General features: G+C 38.1%; 20 protein-coding genes and 6 tRNA genes. 8 read left to right on the top strand and 18 right to left on the bottom strand.

What is annotated here, in order from left to right; all coding sequences use genetic code 11:
• Nucleotides 1-24 precede the first annotated feature (24 nt).
• The 3 genes from NE363_RS03400 to NE363_RS03390 form a co-directional block, all read right to left on the bottom strand.
• Entirely contained in the window at nt 25-1500 is a 1476-nt protein-coding gene (locus NE363_RS03400) for an alanine/glycine:cation symporter family protein (RefSeq protein WP_199999270.1), read from the bottom strand.
• 99 nt (nt 1501-1599) lie between these two features.
• The gene (locus NE363_RS03395) at nt 1600-1740 is read right to left on the bottom strand and encodes a hypothetical protein (protein WP_077162500.1); all 141 of its coding nucleotides are present in this window, start codon (nt 1738-1740) and stop codon (nt 1600-1602) included.
• A 183-nt stretch (nt 1741-1923) separates the two neighbouring features.
• The gene (locus tag NE363_RS03390) at nt 1924-2127 is read right to left on the bottom strand and encodes a hypothetical protein (RefSeq protein WP_004705793.1); all 204 of its coding nucleotides are present in this window, start codon (nt 2125-2127) and stop codon (nt 1924-1926) included.
• Between the two features lie 509 nt (nt 2128-2636).
• On the opposite strand from NE363_RS03390, the gene NE363_RS03385 reads away from it, so the two are divergent.
• Complete coding sequence (locus tag NE363_RS03385) at nt 2637-3341, top strand: nitroreductase (RefSeq protein WP_019457237.1); 705 nt, start codon at nt 2637-2639, stop codon at nt 3339-3341.
• Nucleotides 3342-3365: 24 nt separating this feature from the next.
• On the opposite strand, the gene NE363_RS03380 is transcribed toward NE363_RS03385, so the two are convergent.
• Nucleotides 3366-4580 (bottom strand): multidrug effflux MFS transporter, encoded by a 1215-nt coding sequence (locus tag NE363_RS03380; protein ID WP_445535821.1) that lies wholly within the window; start codon nt 4578-4580, stop codon nt 3366-3368.
• Between the two features lie 127 nt (nt 4581-4707).
• On the opposite strand from NE363_RS03380, the gene yccS reads away from it, so the two are divergent.
• From yccS to NE363_RS03360, 4 genes are all read left to right on the top strand, one after another.
• Nucleotides 4708-6882 carry a YccS family putative transporter gene (gene yccS / locus NE363_RS03375; protein ID WP_077162447.1) on the top strand — a complete coding sequence of 725 codons (2175 nt, stop codon included), beginning with the start codon at nt 4708-4710 and terminating at the stop codon, nt 6880-6882.
• A gap of 100 nt (nt 6883-6982) precedes the next feature.
• Complete coding sequence (locus NE363_RS03370) at nt 6983-7558, top strand: SdpI family protein (RefSeq protein ID WP_004705789.1); 576 nt, start codon at nt 6983-6985, stop codon at nt 7556-7558.
• Nucleotides 7559-7717: 159 nt separating this feature from the next.
• Complete coding sequence (locus NE363_RS03365; RefSeq protein WP_445535820.1) at nt 7718-10267, top strand: PepSY domain-containing protein; 2550 nt, start codon at nt 7718-7720, stop codon at nt 10265-10267.
• 125 nt (nt 10268-10392) lie between these two features.
• Nucleotides 10393-11178: a YdcF family protein gene (locus tag NE363_RS03360; RefSeq protein WP_445535819.1), complete on the top strand. Its 786-nt coding sequence runs from the start codon at nt 10393-10395 to the stop codon at nt 11176-11178.
• Between the two features lie 201 nt (nt 11179-11379).
• Here the strand turns inward: NE363_RS03360 and NE363_RS03355 are convergent.
• The 8 genes from NE363_RS03355 to NE363_RS03320 all read right to left on the bottom strand — a co-directional run bounded on the left by NE363_RS03355 (nt 11380) and on the right by NE363_RS03320 (nt 13265).
• A tRNA-Val gene (locus tag NE363_RS03355) sits at nt 11380-11455 on the bottom strand.
• 64 nt (nt 11456-11519) lie between these two features.
• Nucleotides 11520-11596 (bottom strand) — tRNA-Asp (locus NE363_RS03350).
• 41 nt (nt 11597-11637) lie between these two features.
• Nucleotides 11638-11713, bottom strand: a tRNA-Val gene (locus NE363_RS03345).
• Between the two features lie 21 nt (nt 11714-11734).
• Nucleotides 11735-11811 (bottom strand) — tRNA-Asp (locus NE363_RS03340).
• A gap of 47 nt (nt 11812-11858) precedes the next feature.
• Nucleotides 11859-11935: transfer RNA gene (locus NE363_RS03335), tRNA-Asp, on the bottom strand.
• A 24-nt stretch (nt 11936-11959) separates the two neighbouring features.
• Nucleotides 11960-12035 (bottom strand) — tRNA-Val (locus NE363_RS03330).
• 206 nt (nt 12036-12241) lie between these two features.
• Complete coding sequence (gene elsL / locus NE363_RS03325; protein ID WP_445535818.1) at nt 12242-12745, bottom strand: cell wall-recycling L,D-carboxypeptidase ElsL; 504 nt, start codon at nt 12743-12745, stop codon at nt 12242-12244.
• A 151-nt stretch (nt 12746-12896) separates the two neighbouring features.
• A complete protein-coding gene (locus NE363_RS03320) occupies nt 12897-13265 on the bottom strand; it encodes a YbaN family protein (RefSeq protein WP_191109719.1) in 369 nt (122 codons plus the stop codon).
• A 104-nt stretch (nt 13266-13369) separates the two neighbouring features.
• Between NE363_RS03320 and NE363_RS03315 the strand changes: the two genes are divergently transcribed.
• The 3 genes from NE363_RS03315 (at nt 13370) to dapE (ending at nt 15778) form a co-directional block, all read left to right on the top strand.
• Nucleotides 13370-14263: a DUF1853 family protein gene (locus NE363_RS03315; protein WP_174742102.1), complete on the top strand. Its 894-nt coding sequence runs from the start codon at nt 13370-13372 to the stop codon at nt 14261-14263.
• Nucleotides 14264-14375: 112 nt separating this feature from the next.
• Nucleotides 14376-14519, top strand: a complete 144-nt coding sequence (locus NE363_RS03310; protein WP_002051109.1) for an entericidin A/B family lipoprotein — start codon at nt 14376-14378, stop codon at nt 14517-14519.
• 125 nt (nt 14520-14644) lie between these two features.
• The gene (gene dapE, locus NE363_RS03305) at nt 14645-15778 is read left to right on the top strand and encodes a succinyl-diaminopimelate desuccinylase (protein WP_445535817.1); all 1134 of its coding nucleotides are present in this window, start codon (nt 14645-14647) and stop codon (nt 15776-15778) included.
• A 128-nt stretch (nt 15779-15906) separates the two neighbouring features.
• On the opposite strand, the gene NE363_RS03300 is transcribed toward dapE, so the two are convergent.
• The 6 genes from NE363_RS03300 to NE363_RS03275 all read right to left on the bottom strand — a co-directional run bounded on the left by NE363_RS03300 (nt 15907) and on the right by NE363_RS03275 (nt 26195).
• On the bottom strand, nt 15907-16797 hold the full coding sequence (locus tag NE363_RS03300) for an alpha/beta fold hydrolase (RefSeq protein ID WP_019457554.1): 891 nt from the start codon (nt 16795-16797) through the stop codon (nt 15907-15909).
• Nucleotides 16798-16805: 8 nt separating this feature from the next.
• The gene (locus NE363_RS03295) at nt 16806-18197 is read right to left on the bottom strand and encodes a coproporphyrinogen-III oxidase family protein (RefSeq protein WP_445535816.1); all 1392 of its coding nucleotides are present in this window, start codon (nt 18195-18197) and stop codon (nt 16806-16808) included.
• 201 nt (nt 18198-18398) lie between these two features.
• The gene (locus tag NE363_RS03290) at nt 18399-18866 is read right to left on the bottom strand and encodes a hypothetical protein (RefSeq protein ID WP_004705778.1); all 468 of its coding nucleotides are present in this window, start codon (nt 18864-18866) and stop codon (nt 18399-18401) included.
• Nucleotides 18863-23383: an Hpt domain-containing protein gene (locus NE363_RS03285; protein ID WP_445535815.1), complete on the bottom strand. Its 4521-nt coding sequence runs from the start codon at nt 23381-23383 to the stop codon at nt 18863-18865. Before NE363_RS03285 ends, NE363_RS03290 begins: the two co-directional genes overlap by 4 nt.
• A gap of 147 nt (nt 23384-23530) precedes the next feature.
• Complete coding sequence (locus tag NE363_RS03280; protein ID WP_151750186.1) at nt 23531-25612, bottom strand: methyl-accepting chemotaxis protein; 2082 nt, start codon at nt 25610-25612, stop codon at nt 23531-23533.
• 46 nt (nt 25613-25658) lie between these two features.
• Nucleotides 25659-26195 carry a chemotaxis protein CheW gene (locus NE363_RS03275; RefSeq protein WP_004705775.1) on the bottom strand — a complete coding sequence of 179 codons (537 nt, stop codon included), beginning with the start codon at nt 26193-26195 and terminating at the stop codon, nt 25659-25661.
• Nucleotides 26196-26238: the final 43 nt, after the last annotated feature.

Here is a 26238-nt window from a genome sequence, read left to right as displayed (position 1 = left end):
ATTTCTAAGAGGCTTTTTTGAAAATTACCAAATATCTGAATCGACTTTTTTCTTCAGCTCTGGATATTTATTAATTTTAAACTCTGGTTCTTTAATACCTTGTTTTAATTGCTCACGGTAGTCTTTCAACAAAGTACGTGCCATTGGTGTTAATAGTAAAATTGCGATTAAGTTAATCGTCGCCATGATACCCATAAACAAGTCAGCCATTGACCAAACTAATGGAACACTACCAATTGCACCGAAATACACCATTACCAATACAAAAATACGGAAGATGAACATAACTTTCGGATTGTTATTAATAAACTGCACATTACCTTCAGCGTAGGCATAGTTACCTAGTACAGCTGAATAACAGAACAAGAATAATAGAACAGCAAGGAAGTCCGATCCCCAATGCCCAACTTGAGTTTCTAAAGCACGTTGAGTTAATTCAACACCAACGAAGCCCGCATCATGGTAAACACCAGAAACCAAAATGATAATTGCAGTACTTGTACATACAATGAAAGTATCTACAAATACACCAAGCATTTGTACCAAACCTTGGTTTACAGGATGTTTTACATCAGACGCAGCAGCAGCATTCGGTGCAGAACCCATACCCGCTTCGTTTGAGAACAAACCACGCTTAATACCTTGCATCATTGCCATTGATACGGCAGCACCAAAGAAACCACCTGCTGCAGACTTAAAATGGAAAGCCTCAGTCACAATCAGCTTTAAAATATCAGGCAAAATTGCATAGTTGCTTAATGCAATATATAACGCAACAGATAGGTAAAGACCTGCTTTTAAAGGTACGAACATTTCTGCAAATTTAGCGATACGTTTGATACCACCAAAAATTGCCAATGCAACCATAACGACAAGCGCAATACCAACCCAAGAGATTTCTAAATCAACACCACCTAAATGAGCAATAAGATTGGCCTTGTCCCAACCCCATGCATGTGAAGATGCATTAGCAATTGCATTGATTTGAACTGAGTTAAATACGAAACCGTAAGTAAAGATTAATGCCAGTGCGAAAACTACACCGAAGGTTTTACTACGTAAACCTTGAGTAATATAGTAAGCCGGTCCACCACGGAACTGTTTGCTCTTGCTATCTCGAACTTTAAATAACTGAGCAAGTGTAGACTCAATAAAAGCCGAGCTCATACCAAGAACAGCTGTTACCCACATCCAGAACACTGCACCAGGACCACCAATTGCGATCGCGATTGCTACACCAGCAATGTTACCTACCCCAACACGGCTCGCAAGACCTGTTACAAATGCCTGAAAAGGTGTAAGACCATGCTCGTCTTCGCCTTCAGTACGACTGCTTTTCATAACACGAATACTTTGCAAGAACATGCGAATTTGCACTGCTCCAGTTAAGACCGTATAAAAAATACCGACAGCCAGCAAGAAAATAACTAGGAAATCCCATAAAGGGTCATTAAAAAATTTTACCCACGACATCAATGTCGCATTGAGTTGTTCATTCATACTCGTTCCGCTTACGTTCTTGCTAATGCGCTATTAGCACAAGCCAAAATACTGCAATAAACAAAAAAGCCCCTCAAAATTGGGACTTTTTCAGTACATTTAAGAAAAAACTTTTAATGTCAATTGAATAGCAATTATCGTCACAAGTTTAAGCAACATGATGCCCAGCACTAAGCCTTTGAAGGTTGCATGAGAGAAAGCACTCTTCAAATAAAATGAATTCATCGCATTACTGAACATAGTCCCATTGGGATGAACAGCATGCATCGACTCGGCTACAAACTTGGAAACTAACAAATGACCACCGCTAAATCAGCTCGCTTAATGATTCACATCAATTAATCGAGTTATAAAAAATCTGGATTTAAGCCATAAGCATATTTACATATACTTTTGAGCGAATGTCTAAACTGCATATAAATTTCAAAGACTGTAACAAGCCAGCGCTATAACGCGACTATCTGCGCCCCGATCCTTGCTACTCAAGAAGCGTGCGTTGAGATGCGTACCAAGCTGTTGTATTTTTTTTAGCCTAGTCGTTGCGTGAGTTAAGTTCATTTTCATGGTCGCAATGGTAATCGCCAATCCTTGTTTCATGAACTGCTTGTTGATGAGCGGTAAACTCATGTAAAGCTCCTTATACCTCGTGTATTTCTCCACTTCTGCATAAAAATCTTTTTGTAAAAGTATTTATTATGCAGCCACTACTTTTCCTAACGTGAGTATGGAGAAATCATACCTGCGTAAAAAAGTCGGTATTATGCAGAAATTTAAACTTTTGTGTATGTTTTTCATTAAAACTTTATATGAAAATTGGTTATTTTTTATATAAAGTCATCCGTTTTGTACTGTTTTTAAACATATTCTACCTTTTTTCTAATTGAATATTTTTCGCTCACCCAAGCTTAATCTTTGTTTTTTTATAATCGACAAACTCGCACTATTTTGTGCATTTAAGTCAAAAGTGGCATATTCGAATTATAATTAATCAGCCATTATGTCTAAACGAATCGCATCATCATACATGTAAGGATATCTCTTTTCTAATATTTTTTGCTTATAAATGCAGCAACTTCAAGATGTGAAATGAAGCATCAAAACGTATTGGATTTTAGAGAATAAGATCAGGAGTAATCATGAGTTTGGAACAAGTCCATCTTGTTGACGAGGCTATCACCTCTCGACATTCTGTACGTGCCTTTTTAGACACTCCAGTACCACAGCAAATCATTAAAGATATTTTAACAGTCGCAAGTCGCGCTCCTTCCGGAACAAATACTCAACCGTGGAAAGTGTATGTTGTGACGGGGCAAAAACGTGATGAAATGGTAGAGCGTGTCTGTGCAGCACAGATTGAGATTTCCAAAAATCCTGAACTTGCAGAACAATATAAAGAAACTTTTGCCTATTACCCTGAAAAATGGGTTTCACCTTTTATTGACCGTCGCCGTGAAAATGGTTGGGGACTCTACGGTCTATTGGACATTAAAAAGGGAGAAAGAGAAAAAATGGCTGCTCAACAGTTACGTAATTTCAAACTGTTTGATGCACCAGTCGGACTTTTCTTTACAGTCAATAAAGCTATGGGAATTGGTTCAAAAATGGATATCGCAATGATGATCCAGAATGTCATGGTGGCTGCTAAGGCCCGCGGTTTAGATACATGTCCACAGGCAGCTTGGAACCATTTCCACCCGATAGTTTTAGATATTTTAGGGGCAGCAGATGATGAAGATCTAGTATGTGCGATTGCATTAGGTCATGCAGATCCCGCACATATTGTAAATACCTTTATTACTCCTAGAGAACCTGTAGAGAATTTCGCAGTCTTTCTAGATTAAAAGTTTATGTAAACCTCTCTTAAATTATGAGAGAGGTTTGCTTTTTGCCTGCTGCGTCGCTTTTAAAACAACAATGAAGCCACTTAAAGTAAATAGCACCATCATTATTCCCATATTGAGTGATGCAGACCAAACAAGAAAGTTAAGAAGCAAGCCACCTAATAATCCACAAGCAAATTGCATACTGCCCATAATTGCACTTGCTGTTCCAGCACGAGCACCTTGCTTAGACATTGCAAGTGCCATAGCATTTGGACCTGTTAATCCAATTCCTGAAATCGCCAAAAATAGTCCTAACATTACAAGCCATAAAGGTGCCATAGGGATTAAACCAGCAATTAATACAATGCTAGCCCCAGTTACTTGTACCATTGAACCTGCTTTTAAACGCTTGGTAATTTCAACACGTGTTGTTAAATGCTTGTTTAACGATGACATCAGCATAATGCCAAAAGCATTGAGACCAAATATATAAGCAAACTCTTGCTGATTTAGGCCATATTGGTCCATAAAAACAGCTGGAGCTGAACTGATATAACAGAATAACGCTGCACCGGTTAAACATCCTGCGAACATAGGTAAACGGAAACTCGCATCTTTGAAAATAGCACCATATAAGGTAGCCACTTGATATAAAGATAGTTTAAGTCTTTTATCAATTGCCAAAGTTTCTTTGAAAAAGAAATGTACACATAGCCAGCATATCGCGCCCACAATTGAAAGCGTAATGAAAATCGCTTGCCACGGAAACCAGATTAAAATCCAAGCTCCAATCATAGGTGCCAAAATAGGTGCTAAACCCATCACGATCATCATGCTAGAAAAAGCTTGAGCCGAGCCTTGAACATCCAATCTATCACGTATAGCGGCGCGAGCCATGACCACACCGACACAACCACCTAAAGCTTGTAAAATACGCGCTGCAATCAAACCCCATTCATTTTTAGCAAGCACGCACAATAAACTTGCACCTGCATAAAGTGCGAGACCAAAATAAAGCGGTTTCTTTCTTCCAATACGGTCGCTTAATGGGCCATACACCAGCTGTCCAATGGCTAGACCAAAAAAATAAGCTGGTAGTGTGTTTGCCACCATTTGCGTACTTACCCCAAAGTCGTGAGCCATTTGAGGCAACGCAGGTAAGTACATATCAATAGATAAAGGCCCTAAGGCCGTGAGTAACGCGAGCAACATAATCCAGCCAATAGAATATTGACGCTGGGCTGTTTGTTCAGACATAACGATATTTCATTTTTCACTCATTTGCATACAGACAAGCTTACACTGTCTATCGTATGATTTGTGCAACATTGATGTAGAAATACACAAATCCTTTATCACTCAGGTTGATCAGCAAGGACTTCATTTGAAATCTTGGTTTAAACGCCTAAAAAGAGCGACTTATAACACATCATTTATGTATAACGTGCGGATGCTGATTGCCTTTTCAGGAACTGCGTTCGTGCCTTATTTTCTAGGCCATCAACTAGCAACTATTCCTCTCACATTAGGTGTGGTCGCAGCTGGTTTAAGCGATATTGATGATCGCTTTTCAGTGCGTATCATGAATTTGATTTATACCTATATTGGTTTCTTCATTACCGCAGCTTCCGTACAATTACTTTTCCCTTATCCAATGCTTTTTGCATTAGGACTGATTGCCTCTTGTATTGGCTGGATTTTACTTGGCTCATTAGGCCGTCGCTACGCAACAATTTCTTACGGATGTCTGGTTGTTTCGGTTTATACCATGCTAGGAGTCCATTTATTTGACCAGTGGTATATACAGCCAGCGCTTTTGGTCGTAGGTGCAGCATGGTACGGTCTTATTGCAACAATTAGCTTTTTATTGTTTCCAGTGCGACAGCTTCAAGACAAACTGGCAGCCTCTTATGGCTCACTAGGCGATTTTCTATTTGCTAAGTCCAATTTGTTTGATGTTGATATGACTCCTGCGAGTTATCAGCAGAGCATGATTGATCTGTCATTAGAAAATGGCAAATTGATAACAATTTTTAATGATCTCAAAACTGCCCTTTTAACCCGTTTAAAGGGTGACCGTGGACAAAAAGATACTCGTCGTAGCCTACATTATTACTTTGTCGCACAAGACATTCATGAACGAGCGGACTCTGCCCATATCGACTATCAAAAGTTAGCAAAGATTTTTGAGCACAGTGATATTTTATTTAGATTTCAGCGTATTTTGGCGATTCAGGGTAAAGCCTGCCAAGAGTTAAATGAATGTATTTTACAACGTAAACCATATATTCATAACAAACGCTTTAAGCAGAGTTTTGAGAACTTGCGCTTATCTTTAGTAAAACTAAGAAATGATCAACAATATGACTTACTCTGGGTCAACGCACTTTTTGCCTTATACCGAAATTTAAAGTCGATTGACTCACAACTACTGAACTTAGAAACGGAACAACATATTCAGTCTGACAAAGTGAAACAGGCTGAAAACCAACTCAAAGATGATGATTTAAAAGGTTGGAATGATATTGTTGTTCGAATCAAACAAAACCTAACACCCGAATCTGTACTGTTCCGTCATGCCATTCGAGTATCGATTGTTCTTTTCATTGGATATGTATTTATACAAACCACTCGAATCGAATATGGTTACTGGATTATGTTGACTGCGTTATTTGTTAGCCAACCTAACTTTAACGCGACCAAGCGTCGCTTACGTTTACGTATAGTTGGAACATTAGTCGGAATTATTGTCGGTCTTAGCGTGGTATTCCTTGTACCTTCTGTCGAAGGACAATTAGTCATGCTGGTCTTAAGCGGCGTACTATTTTTCGAGTTACGCAGTAAGCAATATGCCCAAGCAACCGCGTTCATCACAATTTTGGCATTAATTAACTTTAACTTAGATGGCTCAGCAGTCGCTGCAGCTATTCCTAGATTTGTAGATACCTTAATTGGATGTGCTTTAGCGTGGTTCGGTGTCACCTTCATTTGGCCTGACTGGAAATTCCGTCGCCTACCCCGCAGCATTCGACGTTCCTTACAAGCACAATGTAATTATTTAGCGGAAGTAGTAAAGCAATACCATGAGGGACATAACCATGCGCTCAATTATCGTATTGTTCGCCGCGCTGCTCATAATACCGATGCTGAGGTCGCTTCACTAATTTCAACTTTAGCGACAGAGCCGGACTTTGACCCTACCCGCAAGTCAGATATATTTGAATTTTTATGTCTCAATCATACATTTTTAAGTTATATCGCAGCACTTGGAGCACATCGGGAAAAGATTCAAGATCAAGCAGTTCTTAAAGTTCTAGATCAAGCGTTAGACGATATACAAGGTGCGTTATTAAGAGATGAAATGCCTGATTTGACAGCACAAAATATGCTTAAAACAATACGTCAACGTTTAAGCCAAAATGATGAGGAAGACCAAAAGTCACTCATTATTTTACAGCAGTTATCACTGATGCTCAGTGTTTTAAATCGATTTAGTATGTTGAAACAACGACTAAGTCATGATCAAGATAATGATGCCAGCGAACTTGCTTCATTATAAAATTGACTCGGAATTTAGTATGAAATTGGCATAATATCCTTTCCTGACTTATGCCAATTAATGCTAAACTTAAAACAGTTTACAATTTGTTATTTGCACTATGACCGCGAAAACTTTATATGCTTATACGCTTCAGCCTGTTCCTTACGAGGTAACAGAAGCTGAACAACGTAATGCACAGCTTCTTATCTGGCGCAGCACCAATAAAATCAGCACAAAAATCTGGGCAATTATGGGCGTCATTTTAGCCCTTGCGATTTTAGGCCTTATTTTTATTAAGAACTACTCTACAGTGATTTGCTGGGTTGCCATTGTTGGTGTAGTACTTTATTACCTTGGCCGTAAATATGGCTTGGAATGGTATGTTAAGCGTAAGATGAATGAGTTTCCTGTACAGGAAATCAAAGGCATTCGTTTAGGTGTACAACCGCACGGTATCGTAATGCGCCAGCAAATGGGCTTACAAGAAGGTGTGGGAACGATTGGATGGAAAAACATCTATGAATGGTACAACACCCCTGACTTCATTTTAGTTAACTTTAAAGTGAAAGATCCTAAAGGCCAAGAACAACAAGGTGCGTATATCTTGCCTAAACGTATGGATACTAAAAACTTTTCTTTTAATACAATTCGTAAGCATTTGAAAGAAACTGTAGGTGAGCCAAAAACTCTCTAATTTCTTCTCAATAAAAAAGCCTCCTGCCTCGGAGGCTTTTTTATTATTCGAAAAATAAATGATAATGAAAATTAATATTATCTAGAAAATCCATATTATCTACTCAATCTTCGGCTATAATTGGTTACAAGATCTCCATCATGTTTACATTTTTCGACCATGTTTAAAAAGTTTTTATTTCAAATTCATTGGTTTCTAGGTATTAGTGCTGGCCTCATCTTATCAATTATGGGAGTTACAGGCGCAATTTATTCTTATGATCAACAAATTTTAAAATGGGTAAATACAGATAGTTATGTAGTTCAAGCAGAAAGCTCCGCCAAGCTTACCCCTGCTCAACTTTACCAACATTTCGCAACAACCCAGCCTGAAATTAAAATTAATAGCATTACCATAGCCAAAGACCCTACCGCCTCATCTGTTGTAAACATTGAAAAAGAAGGCGAACGTCGTGGCTACAATATGATGGTCAACCCTTACACAGCACAAGTACTGCCTGATGTTAAAGGTCGTGAGTTACTTTTATTCATACAACAAATTCACCGTAACTTAACTGCTGGAGAATTCGGTAAGCAAATTACTGGTGCTTGTGCCCTCATGCTCATTTATTTTGTCTTGAGCGGATTATATTTACGTTGGCCAAAGAAACACTCTGCACGTCAATGGCTTGCTGTTAAACCCAAACTTAAAGGTCGAAATTTTATTTGGGATTTACATGCTGTTGTAGGCACATGGGTAATTGTTTTTTATCTTCTTTTTGCTTGTACAGGTTTATATTGGTCATATGACTGGTGGCGTAGCGGTATGTTCAAAGTATTAGGTGTAGAACAACCCAAAATGCAAGGACATGGTGGAGCTGGACGTAATAAAGACAAATCCTCTACTGAAGCTAAATTAGATAACGCTCAACTGATTACTGCCCTCAACCAGACCTGGAGCGGCTTTAATAATAAAATCGGACGCGACTATTCAACTCTAACACTGAACCTACCGAAAAAAGACGATGGAAAAGTTGAATTGAGTTTTGTAGATGCAACACCACAACACGAGCGTGCACGCAACCAAGCTGTCTATAACTATAAAACTGCCAATATTGAAAAGATGGAGCTTTATGAAGATAAAAAGCTTAATCAAAAAATCATGAGCAGCATGTTACCTGTACATCGTGGCAGCTTCTTTGGACCAGTTTATCAATTTGTAGCAATGCTTGCGTCTTTAGCAATGCCTTTGTTCTTTATTACTGGATGGATGCTTTATCTAAAACGCCGTAAACAGAAAAAACTAACCCAAGCAGCTCGCCAATCTTTAGCTGGCCATTACATCGACCAAAATGCTAAACCTTGGTTAATTACTTATGCTAGCCAAACTGGTGTGGCAGAACAACTCGCGTGGAGTACCGCAACTAGCTTACAAGAAGCACATCAACCTGTTCAGGTTAAATCTATACAAGAGTTAACTGAAGCTGATTTACAACAGTATGAACAGATTCTTTTTGTGATTAGTACTTATGGTACTGGAGAGGCACCGGACTTAGCTTCTAGTTTTGCTAAAAAGCTATTAAAAACGAAATTAGAACTTCAACACCTTAACTATGCCGTTTTAGCTTTAGGCTCGAAAGAATACCCCAACACTTATTGTAGTTTTGGTCACACAGTAGCTATATGGCTTAAAAATAATGGAGCAAAAGCCTATTTTGAGACGATCGAAGTAGATAATGCAAATCCTACACATATTCAAAACTGGAATCAGGCTCTTGCAAAAGCAACTAAACTGGATTTGCATGCTGTTAATCTTGAAAAAGTATTTGATAGTTGGACATTACAACACCGTGACTTGCTCAATCCTAATAGTCTAGGTCAACCTGCTTATAATATTGAGCTGACTGCCAAACATGAAGCTGTATGGCAAGCAGGAGATATTGCTGAAATACAACCGGGAAATAGTCCTGAACGTATTAATGCATTCTTACAGGAGCATCATATACTTAAAAATGCACTTGTAGACTCACTACAAATCTCTATTGAGAAAGCACTTTGGAATAAAGACTTAACCGGTGAAATTGAACCATTTGCTAATCTGGAGCATTTATTAGAACAGCTCCCTACTCTACCAACTCGAGAGTACTCGATTGCTAGCATTCCTTCTCAACAAGTCCTTCGTTTAGTTGTTCGCCAGCAGTCCGATGAATCTGGCGATTTAGGCTTAGGATCTGGCTGGCTAACTCGACACACAGAAATTAATCAGAGTATTGCACTGCGTATTCGTACCAATGAATCTTTCCATTTAATTGATGATAATCGTCCAATTATTTGTATGGGTAATGGAACAGGAATCGCAGGTTTAATGAGTTTGCTTCATACTCGAACTCGTCATAACTATACTGAAAACTGGCTAATTTTCGGTGAACGCCAACGCGCTCATGATTTCTTCTATGCATCAACCATTGAAGCTTGGCAAACAATGGGAATATTGAAACGACTTGATTTAGCCTTTTCACGTGATCAAGAACAACGTATGTACGTTCAAGACTTAATAAGACAAAATGCAGAAGAATTGGCCAACTGGGTTCAACGAGGTGCCGTTCTTTATGTATGCGGAAGTATTGAAGGAATGGCTAGCGGAGTCGATCAAGCACTTATTGATATTTTGGGTGAAGAACAACTCGATGAGCTAAGACAACAAGGTCGTTATCGCCGTGATGTTTATTAAACCTCAATAAAAATAAAGCCGAGTAGTTGCTAAAATGCTTTACTCGGCTTTTTATTACCATCAGCATTGAATTTGGAACGATTTTGCATACACTGTCTGCAATTTAAATTGCAACTGTAAACTCAATGCAAGTCAGTAAGTGGATTCGAATTTTCTTAGCCATCATTGGTTCGATTTTATTTTTAGACGGCTTATTTCTAGCTTTTCTAAATAAAATTCATGTAGGCACCATTGTTCCTTTAGTCTTAGGGGCATTTTTTTGCCTCTATGCATTATTTTATTATCATCTGGAACGTTTTTTCTTTTACCACTATCGCCTGCATTCAGTTTGGCGTTTTGGGTGGTTATGCTTCTGGATCTGGCTCATTGGCTTAGGCTATTTTTTTAATTTTATTAAAAACAATAAAGATACAGGCCAAAACATTCCAGCGGTGAAAGCAATTATTGTTTTAGGAAGTGGTGTCGAAAATGGACAGCCTTCTGCCATACTTGCAAAACGCCTCGATACAGCAGCCCCTGTCGCCCTTTCACAACCTCAAGCAAAAGTTGTTTTAACAGGTGGTTTAGATTTTTCAGAAAAAGAAACCGAAGCATTAGTCATGTCTCGCTACTTGGAACAACGTTTTCATATAGCAAAAGAACGAATGATTCTTGAAGACAAAAGTACAAGTACTGAGCTTAACCTTAGAAACAGCAAACCACTACTTGAGCAAGCTCATATTAGTATTGATCAACCAATTGCCATTGTTACAAGTGACTTCCACACCCCACGAGCTGCAGCTATTGCAAAGAAACAAGGCTACACCCATGTTTATACAGTTGCTGCCGAAACTCCGTTGATCACTCGCTATAATGCTTGGCTACGTGAATACTTTGCGTATGCGAGTGGTTGGATTCTAAACGAGTATTAATATTGAAAAAAAAGCTGCTAGTTCTTTAAGATATAGCAGCTTTAAACAACTTAAAGATACTATTTTGATTTAATGGTTAAATTCAGAGCTTAGAAAGGAGAAATTTGACTAAAAATAAAGTAGGGAAATAAAAACTAGAATGATAAAAACAAAAAAACACTAAATAAATTAGTGTATATATTTTTTAACTTTAAAAAAATATGGTGGGCGCTGACGGGATCGAACCGCCGACATTCTGCTTGTAAGGCAGACGCTCTACCAACTGAGCTAAGCGCCCTGATTAAAAAGACAACTAAGTAGCCTTTTTAGATTACATCCTCTAGATCAGGGAATCAAGAGAATGGCGCAGCGGACGGGGCTCGAACCCGCGACCCCCGGCGTGACAGGCCGGTATTCTAACCAACTGAACTACCGCTGCACTTGCAATACTTTAAATAAATAAAGTATGGTCACAAATTATGGTGGGCGCTGACGGGATCGAACCGCCGACATTCTGCTTGTAAGGCAGACGCTCTACCAACTGAGCTAAGCGCCCTGCAAAAGCGTTTTATAAAAGTGGCGCAGCGGACGGGGCTCGAACCCGCGACCCCCGGCGTGACAGGCCGGTATTCTAACCAACTGAACTACCGCTGCACTTTCACAATATCGCAATTGTGGGGTAAACGATGTTAAGTCTTAAGTGGCGCAGCGGACGGGGCTCGAACCCGCGACCCCCGGCGTGACAGGCCGGTATTCTAACCAACTGAACTACCGCTGCACTTGAGAGCTTAACGTAAAGGCTTGGTGGGCGCTGACGGGATCGAACCGCCGACATTCTGCTTGTAAGGCAGACGCTCTACCAACTGAGCTAAGCGCCCTTAACGTCTTCATCGTTTGTGAGGTGCATTATAGAGAATCTTTAACAGGTGTCAAACGCTTTTCGACAACTTTTCAAAAAAATGCGAATGAATGATTAAAAATAAGTCATTATTAAGTAAAAAACAATTTTTTGTATTTTATTTAAGCACTTATTTTAATATTTTGATCATTCGAGGAATAAAACAGGAATATTTAAAATCATAATTTAGGTTAAAGATTGTTCAGACAGATAAACAAGAGCGTCTTCAGGGACTAAATCAAACAATTCAATGATTTCTTCATTACGCATTCGAATACATCCATGTGACATTGGAATACCCATCGGTTCTTTATCCGGTGTCCCATGAATATAAATATAACGTTGCATGGTGTCGTGGCCTTCCCCTTTATTAAAGCCTTCTTCTAAACCATCTAACCAAAGAATACGTGACAGTATCCAATCTCGCTCTGGGAATTGTGCGGCAAGTTCACTGCTATAAACTTCACCTGTTTGGTTACGTGCAATAAAAACTGCATTCTTAGGCGCTTGCATACCAATTTTTTTGGCAACCCGATGCCATCCACGTGGAGTTTTCCCAGTATTTTCTTGTTCCCCTATTCCATTCTTACCTGTAGAAACTACATAAAACTTATTATGCTTAGGAAGGTTTAAAGTTTGGTTTGCTAAATCGATAAGAATATCTGCATCTTCAAGTTTAAATTGGGACATGGAATTTCTTCTCTTATGTGAACTCAACTCTATTTTGAGCTTTAATAAAATGAAATGGGAAATTTGTCGGGTGTCATGAATAAAAGATTATCAATCTTCTTTTATCTACGCGCAGCTTCACTGCTTGTCTTGCGCCAAAATTAAAAGATTATCAATCTTTTAATTTTGGCTCAGGGCGTAGCCATAACCAAATTGCAACAACGAGCATGATAGTATCAGTGAAAACTTTCACCCAAAATGGTGCAGTGGTAAACAGCATTAAAATACCGCTTAAGGTCATCATAATACTGGCAATCCATTTCGCTTTACGTGGTACTGTGCCATTTGCTCGCCAGTCACGTAGAGTTGGCCCATATTTCGGGTGATTTAACAACCATGCATCCATTTGAGGCCATCCTTTTGAGGCAGCCCAAGCAGCCAGAATAAGAAACACTGTTGTCGGCATGCCTGGTAAAATTGCTCCAATAATACCAAGCGTGATAAAAATCACGACCAGAGTTCGCCAAAACAATGTTCGCATATATAAACCTTAAGCTATTGTTGATCGTAGTATAAAGTGTTTTTCTGGTATTGTTTTGTTGATCAACCATGAAATTGGGATGAATTATTTCGAGTACTAAACGTATGAATATTGCCTCAGTTAAAACATCCTATTTCGAACCATGGTTACAGTTTAATCACCCAATGGTAAGACAATTAGCATTTACGATTGCTAGCCCTAATTTACTTTGCCATCTTCCTCAAAGTCTCGCTATTCAGCATAGCTTTCAACTTCATTCTGATCTGACTTGGAGACAGCATTTTCAAAACTATCTACCACGTTTGCAACAACTAGATGAGTCTCCTGAACCTTTACTCCTGTTTATGTCTCGCCTTAAAAGCACGCGTTTAGGTTTACGTTTTGAGAACTTACTTTGGTTTTGGTTACAGGAAGACCAATATCATTCCTATCAATTATTAGGCCATAGTATTCAAAAAATTGAGGGGGCTAAGACGTTAGGTGAACTCGATTTTTTGGTTTTAAATAAAGAAACTCAACAAATTGAGCATTGGGAAGTTGCTCTAAAATATTATTTGGGCGAAGGACAATTAAATTTAGAACAATGGATTGGCCTAAATAGAGAAGATACTTTGAGTACAAAGCTTTATCACTTCACTGATAAGCAATTTCAATTTTCAGAAGCTTTAGATTTTAAAATTCAACAACGTTTTGCTGTTCTTAAAGGTCAGCTTTATCTACCACTCAATTTGGCTCAAGAGCAACCTATTCCGGACTGGATCAATTCAAACCGTCGTCTCGGATATTGGGGCACAAATATTCCTGACTCTAAATTTTATCGTCTAGAAAGACATGAATGGCTTTGCCCTAATAAACAGGTAAGCTCAAATACGGCTTATTGGTGGACTGATGGCTTATATTGCAAAAATAACGAAGTCACCCAGTTTTATATGTTCAGACATCCTTCACTATTAAGCCTAGGCCATGTTGGCAACGAAAAAATGCCACTTTACAAGTAGGTATAGACTTCTAGAAACAATTTATAACGTTTTTACTATTAAATAGTCATGTTTCTTTTTACGTTTGTTTTTTAATCTAAATTTACTTCATTATTAAATTTAAACGGAGAAAATGATGAAAAAAGTTTTAGTCGCGTCTGTAATGATTGCATTTGTATTAACTGGCTGTAATACGTTCAAGGGTTTTGGTAAAGATGTCTCTAAAGCTGGTGATGCTGTAAGTAATACCGCACAAAAAACTGAGAATAAAATGTAAGTTATGCACAGCTTCGGAAAACCTTATCGCTTCGATAAGGTTTTTTTATTTTTAAATACCCAACCTTCAGAGATTCGCCTATTATATCGGACTATATTTCCCCTACTCAGCATGCAATTTCCGGTATGAACCACTCAGACACTCTCTCGCTTAGCTTAGAACTTTTACAACAGCCTTCTGTTACTCCTATTGACCATACTTGCCAAACCATTATGGCTAATCGCCTAGCGAAAGCTGGCTTTCATATTGAACCAATGCGTTTTGGGGATGTTGATAATTTATGGGCTCGTCGTGGAACTGAAGGCCCTGTGTTTTGTTTTGCTGGACATACCGATGTTGTTCCAACAGGTCGTTTAGAAGCATGGAATTCAGACCCATTTGCACCAGAAATTCGTGACGGCAAATTATATGGTCGTGGTTCAGCTGATATGAAAACTGCGTTAGCAGCAATGGTGGTCGCATCTGAACGCTTTGTAGCAAAGCATCCAAATCATAAAGGTTCAATTGCTTTTTTAATTACTTCAGATGAAGAAGGCCCTGCTGTTAACGGTACAGTTAAAGTTATTGAAACACTTGAAGAGCGTAATGAAAAAATTACATGGTGTTTGGTCGGTGAGCCATCAAGCACAAGTAAATTAGGTGATATTGTTAAGAATGGTCGCCGAGGTTCCTTAAATGGCGTATTGCATGTTCATGGTAAACAAGGTCATGTGGCGTATCCTCACCTAGCACGTAACCCAATTCATCAAGCTTCAGCGCCCTTAGCAGAGTTATGCCAAACTGTTTGGGACAATGGAAATGAATACTTTCCTGCAACTTCATTCCAAATTTCAAATATTCACTCAGGCACTGGTGCAACTAACGTTATTCCGGGTACTTTAGAAGTGACTTTCAACTTCCGTTACTCAACAGAAGTTACAGCTGAACAGCTTAAGCAACGTGTGCATGAAATTTTAGATAAGCATGGTTTACAATATGAGATTGACTGGAATTTATCTGGCCTGCCATTTTTGACACCAGTAGGTGAATTAGTTAACGCTGCTCAAACTGCTATTTTAAATGTAACTGGTACTGAGACTGAGCTATCTACTAGTGGTGGTACATCTGATGGGCGTTTCATTGCTCCAACAGGCGCACAAGTTTTAGAACTGGGTGTACTTAACGCTACTATTCATCAAATTAATGAACATGTAGATGTAAACGATCTTGATCCTTTGACAGATATTTATGAGCAAATTTTAGAAAATTTACTAGCTTAAAATATTAAAAAAGTGATCAATATAAAAAAGCACCTATATTAGGGTGCTTTTTATTATTTGCAGTTTTCATTATTCTTTTTTTAAGAACATGAAATAAGATTTTCATTCGTTAAATTAGATAGATGATTTTAGAATTGTTGTAGGACCTCTTCTGAATGCTTATCTATCCACTGCAATATAGTTGGCCAAACCTCCTTAGCCGCATTTTGACTCAGTGCGATTCGACTATGAGAATAATTTTCCAAGTTATTATTAGCATAGCCAAATTCACAGAATACATTGTTTTCATTTTCAAAGGCTTTTAAATATTTATAACAACCTTTAACAGGGGCAATAAATTTATCACCACTCCCAGAGATAGAGTATATTGGAACTCTTATAGAACTCATAAATTCTTTATAATCAATATTTTTAAATTCACTAATAAAATTTTGCTTTAAATTCCAATTAAACCAAGGCCGCATCGTATAATAGGTTTCATTTAAACGACCTAGCTTAAATTTATTAGCAGGAATCTGACCTAGACCTTTAGTTACTAGTTTTGCAGAAAATAACCTAATAAAATCAAATGAGTTATTTATAGCACCAAATGCTTGGCAAGCAACCAAAGTAATACTTTTAATATTTTTCAAATATTCTGGATAGTTAATCAAGAACATTGTTAAGCATAAACCTCCACCACTATGCGTTACGCAGTGTAAAGAAGTTATATTAAAATGATCATGAATATAGTGAAATGCTGCCTTGTATTCATATAATGCAACAGTTTCAAAATTAAAGGGAAGATCTGTTTTGGGACTAGTGCCATGCCCTCGCCATTCTAAAATAAAACAGATATAGCCTTCTCTTGCCAAATAATCTGCAATACCCATGCAAACAGTTTTATCTGAAAATGCTCCATGAGATAAAAAAATGGCTTGCTTCTTCACCATAGGATTATCTTTTTTATAAACTTCCCATAAGGCAAATTCACAATCATCATCCGTTTTTAAAATATGCAGCTCTTTATGAATTGACATTTATTTTTCTACTGTTGCAATGATTTTATTCTCGGTTGACTTAATAATGACTGAATAAGCGGAGTATAAAACTCACCCTCATTAATCAGTTTAATATATTCATCACCGTACTCTACCCAGCCTTCCTCAACTAATGCATCCCAAATAAGCTTATAATCAAGTTTAATATCACTGTTAAAAATTTTCTCGTACTTTTTAGTGCTAATTTTCATTTCTTGCAATGCTTGAAATATCCAAATTAACTTTACGTCTTCAGTATCATGAATAAACATGCGTTCAACAGGAAGTTTATTCAATGATATTGCATTGTAGTATTCGGTTAGATTTCGATGGTTCATTGCTGAGACAGATTTAATGCTTGATGAGTTTGGTTGCAATCTCATATTAACGGCTGCATAACCTATCCCACTCATTGTGGTCATTTTACTTTGGCCGTTTGCATCTAAACAATCTCTGAGATTATCTTCATATAAATATTTCTCTGAAATTAATAGGTTATTATCTTCTTTTTCCCAATCATATACCGTCTTTTGTTTATAACCTTTGCTAATTAAAAATTGTTTTGCAATGTTATACATTTCAATTTTCTTCTCAATAGATGGCGTATTTTGCTTTTGTTTTGTCGCAAAGTCAGAACGGCCAGCGATATTAAGCTCATAGTGAGTAATATGTTTTATTCCTGATTGAACAATACTTTCCAAGTCTCCTAGCATTGCTTCAACTGTTTGATTTGGCCAACCATAAATCAAATCGACATTACAAGATAAAGAATATTTATGAAATAGCTCAATTGCATCAAAAACCTGCTTTCTTGTTTGTTTTCGGCCACTTGTAGCAATTAGTTCATCGTTAACCTGTTGCACTCCCATACTGACACGATTAAAACCAGCATCCTTAATTGCTCTTATTTTATCTTCATTGAAAAGTTGAGGAATACCTTCTAATGTCATTTCTATAGGGCTAGATATACCAGCATCGGGAAAAAGAGAAGATACAACATTAGTCAGTTTCATATAATCATTAGGTTGAAGCAAATTAGGTGTACCTCCTCCCACATATAAACTTTCAAGCTTAGCTCCCTGATAAAACTCTTTATATAAGTGCGCTTCCTTACTTAAAAAATCCAGATAATAGTCCATCTCCCTCTTACCTTTATAATCTTGTGTAGGGAAAAGACAAAATCCACAATGGGGAGGATCAGTAGGAATACAATATGGAATACCTAAGTATAAGTTTATGGACTTATATTGAGCATCTGTATGCAGTAGTAAGTGATTATTTTCTTCTTCATTTAAATCTGTTTTCCACATTTTAGGTGAAGGATGAGTATGTAGAACCTTATTTGATAGATGTCGTACTTTATTTTTTTGTATGAAGTTTTTAATTGCAGCAATATCCATAGTCAATATATTTATCATTTTATATCAAAAAATATATTGTATTTAAATATAATATAACATGCAATTGATTTAGCTTATTTTTTACATTCATCACTACTAGCAAAGTTAGTTAAAGATTTAAAATCTTTAGCTGTATTTTATGAACTTACAAGCTAACTGAGTCATCATAAAAAAAGGAACTCATTTGAGTTCCTTTTTACTTTATAAACCTAAAGTTTTTTCAATATATTCTAGGTTCGGTATATGGTAGCGTCGATCTTGCATTCGTACATATTTAAATACTGTTGGATGCTGTTCAGCTTCCTGATGCTCATCTATTTCATCGACAATTTCAGAAATACGTAGACGAACAGAAAGTGGCATTGTTTTACACATTAATGCAAAACGCTGACTAATATCTTCACCTTCAATTACCAAGGCTACAGCATATTGATCAGTTGTGTTATGAACCGAGTAGATAGGTAGCTTTACATCATGCCACTCAATATGTTTTACGCCATTTCTTACGTCCATAGCGGATAAGACAATATTTTGTGGCAACAGCATAGGTACCTGATCATTACATTCAATGATATAGGCATCAATAAAACCAGTTGAAACCGTAATAAGATGCTGTAGCTCTTGTTGGTCCATATTACCAATCAGAGATGTATTTACACTACCTTTCATGATTTGACCTCACTTTCAAACGCTACAAGTAAAGCATCGATATTCTCTAGTAATTCTTCCTCTTGGAAAGGTTTACCCATATATTGACTTACGCCTAATGAGAATGCTCGTTCTCGATGTTTTTCACCTGTTCGGGACGTAATCATAATAATTGGCATGTATTGATGCATATCATGATGTCGTACAAGATTCAGTACTTCGAAACCATCCATACGCGGCATTTCAATATCAAGTAGCATTAGATCTGGCTTAATGTTTTCTAGCTGCTCTATGGCATCCACACCATCTTTAGCCGTAACAACATCGTAGCCTTGGCGTTCAAGTAATCGAGACGTTACCTTACGTACAGTTACCGAGTCATCGACAATCATAACGAGACGGCGCTCGTCAGATTCTCGTTGTCTATATACTGCTTCACTAAGCTGTTTATGACGCGGAGTAGACTGAATTTGTCGCGCAATATTTTGTCCGTCTAAAATTAAGCAAACTTGTCCATCACCTAAAATAGTCGCACCTGCAATTGCCCCAATGCTAGCGAACTGTTGTCCAATTGGTTTCACTACAATTTGTGCTCGAGAACCAATTAACTGGTCAACAAGTAAAGCCACAGTTTGGCCATTGTTGGCTTTAATCATTAAGACAGGTAATGAATACATCATGCCATTTAGACGTGGCATTGGTTGATTACCCACAAATTCTGAAAGATAACGTAATGGATAACTTTTATTTTCATACTCGAATAGCTCTTTAGGACTTTCAAAATAATGTTCTAAAGAAGCTGGTGAAACTCGAACAATTCGGTCGATTTGAGCAAGTGGAATCGCAAATTGCTGATCTGCCACTTTCACCATTAAGGCATCACTTACAGCTACTGTAGTTGGTACACGAATAGTAAATGTTGTTCCCTTACCATAAACAGAGTCTACGCTAACATGTCCACCTAGAGCCTTAATGTCGCTTTGTACAACATCGAGTCCAACACCACGCCCAGAGATTTGAGTAATCTGATCTGCTGTACTTAAACCTGGATGGAAAATCAGTTGTAAAATATCTTGGTGTTCCAAGTGCTGTTCCGGTTTGATCAGACCCGCAAGCAGTGCTTTTTGACGTACTTTTTCTACATCAATACCTTGTCCATCATCACTAAAGACAACGACCACATCTGTACCTTGACGTTGAATATTAAGTTCAATACGCCCAGCTTCAGGTTTATTAGCTTGCTGACGTTGTGTTCTGTCTTCTAAGCCATGGTCAATTGCGTTTCTGAGCATATGCTCAAGCGGTGTTACCAAGCGTTCTAAAATATTACGGTCTAGTTCACCTTCAGTATTATTTACAAAAAGCTCAGCAGGTCTGTTCAACGCAGTAGAGGTCTGACGAACAATTCGCTGTAAACGCGGTAGTAACCGTGAGAAAGGAACTAATCGTGTTCGCATCAAACCTTCTTGAATTTCTGCCTGAATTCGTGACTGTTGTAAAAGCAGACTTTCTGTATCTCTGATCTTGTGAGACAACGTATTTTTAAAGTCGACTAAGTCCGAAGCAGATTCAGCAAGAGATTTCGATAACTGATTTAAAGATGAATATTGGTCCATCTCTAAAGGGTCAAAGTCGGTATAACGAGAATGCTCAATACCATGTTTGGCAATAATTTGTGTTTCTAACTCGCCTTCCATTCGACGTAACTGATCGGCAAGTCGTTGAATAGCTAATTCCATTTCAACCAATGTATGACCAAACTGACTTAAATCCATTTCAATTCGCGAGCGGTTAATCGAATTTTCACCTGACAAATCAATCATCTTCTCGATTAAGTCTGCTGAAACTCGGATCATTTCATTATTTTGATCCAGACGTTCTGTTTGCTCCCATACTCCCATCATTGGTGGTGGTTCGGTACCATCACCTTGTATAAAGGTCATCACAGGTTCTGAGCTAAACAAATCAGCTTTCGTTAACTTCGCTGGAATTTGGATATTCGTTTCAAAGAATTGAATATTTTCTAAACTTTGTTGTAGTCCATCGAAATGCTGGTAGTTGTGCTTGAAAATTGCATCTTTTAGCCATGCAATTGCACTTTCGAGCAGATGGTCATAAATATTCGAGTTGAAGTGATGCAGTGCAAACTGTTCAAAAGTATTTTCAAGTTGATAAGCAATTGCATACACGGCCTCTAAACCGACCATGCGTGCACCACCCTTCAAACTGTGCACGGCTCTTTGTAACTGAAGCAAGATACTACGGTTCGTACGCTGATCAAACCATTGTTTCAATAGCACATCAGCCATTTCTAACAATTCAGCAGCTTCTTCTAGGAATGTCTGCTCAACAACAACGGTAATATCTTCTTCGTCAACTACAGCTTCATTCTCTTGCGAGGATTCAACTGATGTTATTACTTCAACTGGCGTAGCCAATTCAGTAACAACGGTATCAAATACTTGATCGTGATGAGCTTCTAATTCGTCAACAACAACTTCTGTTTCCGCTGGTACCTCATTTATTAATACTTGAGACACCACCTCTTGTTCAGAGAATATCTCACTTTCAGTATCAAATACTTCAACCTCAGGCACAGGTTGGAAGTTAGAGTTTTTACCCGCTTGTTTTAACGCATTAATTGTGTAAGGAGCCGCATAATCTAGCTGTTTTTCACGCATGATTTGTAGACGATCGGCCAAGTCATCTTGAATCAAACGAATAAAATCAATTAAAGGTGAGGTTGCAACTAACTGCTTTTGAATTAAACGCTCATATATACTTTCTAATTCATGGGTAATCGAACCAAGATAAGTCGCCTGAACCATATTTGCTCCCCCTTTCAAGGTATGCAAATAGCGCATTAAGTTGTTCAGAGCTGCAAAGTTTTCTTGCTCACCTACCCAAATATTGAGATCGGTATCAATTCCCTCAAGTAGCTCATCAGCTTCTTCAAGGAAAATGTCCAAAAGGTCAGGATCAAAGTTTCGATTTACCTGTACAGATGAAATATACTGACGATCTTGCTGTACACTCTGGTTTAATACGGTCCAGTCGGCGGAATCTGATAAATTCTCTACCGTAATAACTTCTGGTTCTAGTTCAGTATTGAATAGTGGCTCATCAAAAGTAAAATTCTGATGAGGTAAATCGTTTTGAATACTCGGCGTATGTAACGTATAAAGTTTTAATTCTTCTAGAATATTTTGATGTTGCTTAACAATACCGACTCGCTGACCAGCAGCTAAAGCATCGAACAATTGAATAAGTTGTTGATGCGCTTTCTGATAAATTTCAAAAATATAGTCTGATTGCAACAAGACAGGTTTATCAAGCAATATATTATAGCTGTCTTTCAATTGGCTCGTATATTCATGCAACCCAAGCATTGCTTGAGAGTGAGTATGCTGTAGCAACAGATCAGCCTGTTCACTTAGACGTTCAAGATAACCAGGAAACTCGTTACGAATTCCTTTCTCAAAATCTAATTCTGCATCTAGTAACTCAGAAACATCTAGCAGCAATAATTGCGACACCAAACCATGTGAAGGCATTAATGGATCAGTTCGATCACCATGTTGCTCCACGTAGGCATCCCATGATTGATTAAACTGCGCCAATCTCGCTTCAAGCTGTTCACTTGAACTATTGCTAGATAGCAGTTCTAAGCTCTCGCCAATAAACTCACGATATTCTTGTAATAATAAAATCTCATCTGAATTAGAAGAAAGCTCCTCTTGCAATAAGATTTTAAATAAGTGCTCAACTTTAGTACTGGCTTCAAAAATTGTTTCAACCTGCGCCATTGCAGAACTGCCACGCAAAGTATGTAGAGCACGTATTAAAGCATTGTAGCTATCATACTGATGTAGTTCTTGATTTAAGAACTGATTAATTGTCGATAAATGCTCTTCCGCCTCTTCCATAAACAAGGCTAAAGTTTCATTTAGATTTATTTCAATTTCAGTATGTACATCTTCAACAATTGGCTCAGCCAATAAATCTTGCTCAATATAGTCTAGCTCAAGCCCAGTGATTGTTTCGGCAGTAAGCGTATTTGAAAGTTGTAAAAGCTCTTCTAAAGCAGGTTCTAAACTTTGCTGTTGTTGTAGTTGTTGGCCTAATAAAATAAGCGGTCTAAAATCTACTGCATGTGCTCGTTTTTGCTTAAAGTTATCTACTAATTTAAGGAAATAGAACTTAAACACTAACTGAACATAGCCTTGAATAGCTGGAGTCAGCTTAAGGCTTTGATTGATTACTCGATTGAGCGTATCTTCAACTGTCCAAGCAAGCTCGGCCGAAGATTTAGCACCAATCATTCTCCCCGAACCTTTTAAGGTATGAAAATGGCGGCGAATTTCAGTGAGCGTAGCAGTATTTGCAGACTGCATCCATTCATTCAACAATGGCTGCAAATCAACAAAAATTTCATCAATTTCTTCGACAAAAATCTCAAGAAACTCAGCATCTTGTTCAGAATAGCTATCTTCAGGTAGAGTCATTGCTTCAGTTAAAGTTTTTAATATTTCTTTCATAGCAAAGGCTTCTTTTGCTTACCCCCTGAGTGGGGAAAACTACAGAGTCAACACCAGAAAAATAGCTATTTCCCCAATATTTGTCTGGCGCTGCTCATACTTTTAAAAGAATAGCTATTATAAGAATAGCTATTCTCATCCCCCAATTTAGTCAGGTAATTTAAAGTCCGTTACTGACTCACGTAATGACTCCGACATGTTCGCCAATTCAGATACAGAACGAGCAGTATCGAAGGTTGCTGTTGTTGTTTGTGAAGTAATTTCTTGTACGACTGTCATGGTTGCGGCAATATGACTCGCAGATGCTGACTGAAGTTTTGCAGCATCAGAAATGCTCGCAATTAAGTTTGCCAAGTCACCCGATACTTTTTGAATTTCATCAAGTGCAATACCCGCATCTTTCGCCAAGTTAGCACCACGAACAACCTCAGTTGTCGTTTGTTCCATCGAGATTACGGCTTCGTTGGTATCCGTTTGAATCGTTTTAACAAGCGTTTCAATCTGTTTAGTTGCTGAAGCAGAACGTTCTGCAAGACGTTGGACTTCATCGGCAACCACGGCGAAACCACGACCTGCTTCACCAGCCATAGATGCTTGAATTGCTGCATTTAATGCAAGAATGTTTGTTTGGTCTGCAATATCGTTAATAAGCGATACGATGTTACCAATTTCTTGTGAAGACTCACCCAAACGTTTAATACGTTTTGAAGTTTCCTGAATCTGTTCACGAATGGTATCCATACCCTCAATAGAACGGTTTACGACTTGTGCACCATTAGATGCAATAGATACCGAACGTTGTGCTACATTGGCAGATTCAGAAGCGTTGGCAGATACTTGGTCAATAGACAATGCCATTTCGTTCATTGCAGTTGATGCACCCGCAATTTCTTGTGCTTGGTGCTCAGATGCTTCTGCTAACTGGTTAGTAATGCTCTGAGTATCTTGTGTATAACGAGCAACTTCTTGAGAAGTTTCGTGAATTCGAGATACGAGGTCACGTAATTGGTCAATCGCAAAGTTAATCGAGTCGGCAATCGCACCAGTAAAGTCTTCAGATACCGTTGCATATGAACGCAAGTCACCATCTGCAAGATCGGCAATTTCATCGAGTAAACGTAAAATCGCATTCTGGTTACGATCATATTCTTCTTGTAATGTCGCTACACGCTGCTTATCTGCTTTACTACGAAGTGATAAAAGTTTTAAGACAGAACCAATTAAGCCAAGAAGCGATAATGTAAGCAATGCAACTAATGCAAAAGCCTGCCAACCGTATTGTGTTTGATCTGAAAGATCACCTAATGCGTTTAACATTGCATCAGATTGAGAGAAGATCTCACTAGATGATTGACGAACGTTTACGATCTGGTTGGTATGTTTAAGAACTGATGTCGCGGCAGATTTTAAAACTTTATCGTACTCAGTTTTAATGCCTTCCAAAGATTCACGCACTTCAGGAGAATCAACTTTAGCTACGCCTAATTCAGCATTTCCGTTTAGCTGCGCATCTAAGTACACACCAAAAGTCTCGATATCGACACTAAAGTCATGCGCTGAGTTCTCAGAGTTCTCTGTACCAACGAAAACGGAGTTAATAGATCGTAGAATACGTTCCGCAATAAATACCTGGTTTTTAGCAACTACGACCTGATTACTTGATACTTTTTCACGAACCATCTTATCAACCATCAAGTTATATTCAGCTTGAATCTCAGGAATAGAGTCACTAATCGAGATATTCATATTATATAACTGGTTAATTACGTCCTGTTGTGACGAGATCAAATCAATGTCATAAGCCAAAGATTTCCACAGGCTAGCTACTTTTTTGTATTCTTTTGAAGATGTACCATAAATGTCTTCGACATTTTTTATATTTTTGGCAAAAAGTTGACGCGATGCAACCAACTCTTTCATCGCTTCAGGTGATCCAGAAGCTGTTGCTTCCGTAGCCTGTCTAGAAATGGTTTGTGATAATAAGCGCAGCTCACCCATACTACGTGTTAATTCGTTATGGCGAGGTACACTATAGAATAAATAAGCAAGCGAAGTTGAAGCTACTACTAAACATACAGATGCTACATAAAGGATAGGCTTGGACTTTTTACTTTCCCCAAATAAACTGGCATATTGCTCAATTTGTGACTGGATTTTCGCAACAAAGTTGACATTCGATTTTTCGTTTACACTACGATTGCCACTTTTCTTTTTAAGTTTAAAGCCCATACAGCTTCTCCCCAGAAAAATATACTGTTTATTAACAGCATAAAAATTAGTTTATAAATTTTGTCGATGCATTCATGTAATGTGGGTTTTGCAATAGTCGACTAAATAAAAAGACGTGCCAGTGCTGATTATGCTGGTGAAAATAACCTTGGCAATATTCTTTTAAATTTTCCTCCAAGTTTAAACTTTGAGAAAAAAAGCTTTTTTTATTAAAGTGTTGGATCCCCAAAACCTGATCAACAACCAGTCCCACATACTGATCTTGATGGCTAATACATAACACTTTTTGGGCAGCCGAAAATGCACTTCGTTGCCCTGAAATAAAATGTGCCAAGTCTGAAACCGAAAGTAACCTTCCCCGAATGTTTGCCAATCCTTTTACCCAACTTTGGGTATTTGGAACAGGTGTATATTTTGGTGGATAGATAACTTCTGACACTTCCCCAAGTGGTGCGACGAAGTATTGCCCTCTCATTTCAAAAGCAATTCCTGACCATCGCTCTGCTTCATTTTGGACTGAAGCGTAATTCTTATTACCTCGTTTAGATAAACGAAGTAACTCGATAAATCCGTTCGCGGCCATACTCGATCCTATAAGACGGGCTTAGACCCGCCGTTTATGTTTT

The sequence above is a fragment of the Acinetobacter sp. G18 genome, from assembly GCF_052660225.1.
This window is presented reverse-complemented; position numbering and strand designations above follow the sequence as displayed.

Excerpts from the sequence above, each read along its gene's own strand:
- NE363_RS03320 (WP_191109719.1), bottom strand. The coding sequence starts at position 13,265 with ATGCGAACATTGTTTTGGCGAACTCTGGTCGTGATTTTTATCACGCTT.
- NE363_RS03295 (WP_445535816.1), bottom strand. The coding sequence starts at position 18,197 with ATGGATATTGCTGCAATTAAAAACTTCATACAAAAAAATAAAGTACGA.
- elsL (WP_445535818.1), bottom strand. The coding sequence starts at position 12,745 with ATGTCCCAATTTAAACTTGAAGATGCAGATATTCTTATCGATTTAGCA.
- dapE (WP_445535817.1), top strand. The coding sequence starts at position 14,645 with ATGAACCACTCAGACACTCTCTCGCTTAGCTTAGAACTTTTACAACAG.
- NE363_RS03310 (WP_002051109.1), top strand. The coding sequence starts at position 14,376 with ATGATGAAAAAAGTTTTAGTCGCGTCTGTAATGATTGCATTTGTATTA.
- NE363_RS03285 (WP_445535815.1), bottom strand. The coding sequence starts at position 23,383 with ATGAAAGAAATATTAAAAACTTTAACTGAAGCAATGACTCTACCTGAA.
- NE363_RS03370 (WP_004705789.1), top strand. The coding sequence starts at position 6,983 with ATGACCGCGAAAACTTTATATGCTTATACGCTTCAGCCTGTTCCTTAC.
- NE363_RS03275 (WP_004705775.1), bottom strand. The coding sequence starts at position 26,195 with ATGGCCGCGAACGGATTTATCGAGTTACTTCGTTTATCTAAACGAGGT.
- NE363_RS03360 (WP_445535819.1), top strand. The coding sequence starts at position 10,393 with ATGCAAGTCAGTAAGTGGATTCGAATTTTCTTAGCCATCATTGGTTCG.
- NE363_RS03280 (WP_151750186.1), bottom strand. The coding sequence starts at position 25,612 with ATGGGCTTTAAACTTAAAAAGAAAAGTGGCAATCGTAGTGTAAACGAA.
- NE363_RS03300 (WP_019457554.1), bottom strand. The coding sequence starts at position 16,797 with ATGTCAATTCATAAAGAGCTGCATATTTTAAAAACGGATGATGATTGT.
- NE363_RS03395 (WP_077162500.1), bottom strand. The coding sequence starts at position 1,740 with ATGTTCAGTAATGCGATGAATTCATTTTATTTGAAGAGTGCTTTCTCT.
- NE363_RS03365 (WP_445535820.1), top strand. The coding sequence starts at position 7,718 with ATGTTTAAAAAGTTTTTATTTCAAATTCATTGGTTTCTAGGTATTAGT.
- NE363_RS03380 (WP_445535821.1), bottom strand. The coding sequence starts at position 4,580 with ATGTCTGAACAAACAGCCCAGCGTCAATATTCTATTGGCTGGATTATG.
- NE363_RS03400 (WP_199999270.1), bottom strand. The coding sequence starts at position 1,500 with ATGAATGAACAACTCAATGCGACATTGATGTCGTGGGTAAAATTTTTT.
- NE363_RS03290 (WP_004705778.1), bottom strand. The coding sequence starts at position 18,866 with ATGAAAGGTAGTGTAAATACATCTCTGATTGGTAATATGGACCAACAA.
- NE363_RS03315 (WP_174742102.1), top strand. The coding sequence starts at position 13,370 with ATGAATATTGCCTCAGTTAAAACATCCTATTTCGAACCATGGTTACAG.
- NE363_RS03390 (WP_004705793.1), bottom strand. The coding sequence starts at position 2,127 with ATGAGTTTACCGCTCATCAACAAGCAGTTCATGAAACAAGGATTGGCG.
- NE363_RS03385 (WP_019457237.1), top strand. The coding sequence starts at position 2,637 with ATGAGTTTGGAACAAGTCCATCTTGTTGACGAGGCTATCACCTCTCGA.